This is a genomic window from Pantoea sp. NGS-ED-1003, from assembly GCF_000738765.1.
GTDB classification, from domain to species: domain Bacteria; phylum Pseudomonadota; class Gammaproteobacteria; order Enterobacterales; family Enterobacteriaceae; genus Pantoea; species Pantoea septica.
The window spans coordinates 1-1,626 of record NZ_JPQA01000041.1 but is presented as its reverse complement, the minus strand read 5'-3'; the positions used below and the strand labels follow the sequence as shown (position 1 = coordinate 1,626).

Annotated in this window: 1 rRNA gene; it reads left to right on the top strand. The window is 54.5% G+C overall.

Annotation, left to right across the window (positions count from 1 at the left end):
• Positions 1-36 precede the first annotated feature (36 nt).
• Positions 37-1,578: ribosomal RNA gene (locus JS46_RS22690) — 16S ribosomal RNA — on the top strand.
• Positions 1,579-1,626: the final 48 nt, after the last annotated feature.

Here is a 1,626-nt window from a genome sequence, read left to right as displayed (position 1 = left end):
TGAGCACCGCTTAACTTGTTTAAGCAAATCAAACTTAAATTGAAGAGTTTGATCATGGCTCAGATTGAACGCTGGCGGCAGGCCTAACACATGCAAGTCGAACGGCAGCACAGAAGAGCTTGCTCTTTGGGTGGCGAGTGGCGGACGGGTGAGTAATGTCTGGGAAACTGCCCGATGGAGGGGGATAACTACTGGAAACGGTAGCTAATACCGCATAACGTCGCAAGACCAAAGTGGGGGACCTTCGGGCCTCACACCATCGGATGTGCCCAGATGGGATTAGCTAGTAGGTGGGGTAACGGCTCACCTAGGCGACGATCCCTAGCTGGTCTGAGAGGATGACCAGCCACACTGGAACTGAGACACGGTCCAGACTCCTACGGGAGGCAGCAGTGGGGAATATTGCACAATGGGCGCAAGCCTGATGCAGCCATGCCGCGTGTATGAAGAAGGCCTTCGGGTTGTAAAGTACTTTCAGCGGGGAGGAAGGCGACGCGGTTAATAACCGGGTCGATTGACGTTACCCGCAGAAGAAGCACCGGCTAACTCCGTGCCAGCAGCCGCGGTAATACGGAGGGTGCAAGCGTTAATCGGAATTACTGGGCGTAAAGCGCACGCAGGCGGTCTGTCAAGTCGGATGTGAAATCCCCGGGCTTAACCTGGGAACTGCATTCGAAACTGGCAGGCTAGAGTCTTGTAGAGGGGGGTAGAATTCCAGGTGTAGCGGTGAAATGCGTAGAGATCTGGAGGAATACCGGTGGCGAAGGCGGCCCCCTGGACAAAGACTGACGCTCAGGTGCGAAAGCGTGGGGAGCAAACAGGATTAGATACCCTGGTAGTCCACGCCGTAAACGATGTCGACTTGGAGGCTGTTCCCCTGAGGAGTGGCTTCCGGAGCTAACGCGTTAAGTCGACCGCCTGGGGAGTACGGCCGCAAGGTTAAAACTCAAATGAATTGACGGGGGCCCGCACAAGCGGTGGAGCATGTGGTTTAATTCGATGCAACGCGAAGAACCTTACCTACTCTTGACATCCAGAGAACTTGCCAGAGATGGCTTGGTGCCTTCGGGAACTCTGAGACAGGTGCTGCATGGCTGTCGTCAGCTCGTGTTGTGAAATGTTGGGTTAAGTCCCGCAACGAGCGCAACCCTTATCCTTTGTTGCCAGCGATTCGGTCGGGAACTCAAAGGAGACTGCCGGTGATAAACCGGAGGAAGGTGGGGATGACGTCAAGTCATCATGGCCCTTACGAGTAGGGCTACACACGTGCTACAATGGCGCATACAAAGAGAAGCGACCTCGCGAGAGCAAGCGGACCTCATAAAGTGCGTCGTAGTCCGGATCGGAGTCTGCAACTCGACTCCGTGAAGTCGGAATCGCTAGTAATCGTGGATCAGAATGCCACGGTGAATACGTTCCCGGGCCTTGTACACACCGCCCGTCACACCATGGGAGTGGGTTGCAAAAGAAGTAGGTAGCTTAACCTTCGGGAGGGCGCTTACCACTTTGTGATTCATGACTGGGGTGAAGTCGTAACAAGGTAACCGTAGGGGAACCTGCGGTTGGATCACCTCCTTACCTGAAGATACTGCCTTCGAAGTGCTCACACAGATTGTCTGATAGAAA